This window comes from Blautia intestinihominis (genome assembly GCF_040096655.1).
Classification (GTDB): domain Bacteria; phylum Bacillota; class Clostridia; order Lachnospirales; family Lachnospiraceae; genus Blautia_A; species Blautia_A intestinihominis.
The window spans coordinates 1-545 of the sequence record NZ_JBBMEI010000220.1; the positions used below are offsets into that span (position 1 = coordinate 1).

Genomic DNA, 545 nt, shown 5'->3' on the forward strand with positions numbered 1-545 from the left:
TCTGGACAGCAGTTGAATCGCTGAAAGGAGGGAAAAGTCATGCAGGAAGAGGTAACTCAGAAAACGGTCACGTTCTGTATTCGGGCTACTAAGATTACAGCAGACCTGTTGAAAAAGGTTCTTGTTGCGTATCTGCGTCATCAGAAGCAGAAATCAGTAGAGAAGAAAGCACAGAAAAATCAGCCGAAACAGGGAAAGGTCACGGTAAAAGAGCTGGCAAAACAGAATGCCGGGATGGTCAATATCGAGATCACGGACAAAAATATCAAGTCCTTTGAACGGTATGCCAGAAAATACGGGATCAATTATGCTCTGAAAAAAGACAAGAGCAAAGAGCCTCCGGTTTATCTGGTATTCTTCAAGGGACGTGATCAGGATGCACTCAATGCTGCTTTCCGTGAGTTTTCCCAGAAACAGATTCAAAAAGCGAATAAACCTTCTATTCATAAGCGTCTTGCAGCTTACCGGGCAATGATGCCAAAGAAATCGAAGGACAAAGTAAAGAACCGGCATCAGGAGCAGAGCCGATGAAAAAGCAAATCGGT

General features: G+C 44.0%; 1 protein-coding gene. It reads left to right on the forward strand.

The features are described 5' to 3' along the window. Positions 1–39: 39 nt before the first annotated feature. Positions 40–531, forward strand: coding sequence for a PcfB family protein (locus WMO75_RS19800; RefSeq protein ID WP_109273659.1), 492 nt, complete (start codon positions 40–42; stop codon positions 529–531). The last annotated feature ends 14 nt before the right edge of the window (positions 532–545 follow it).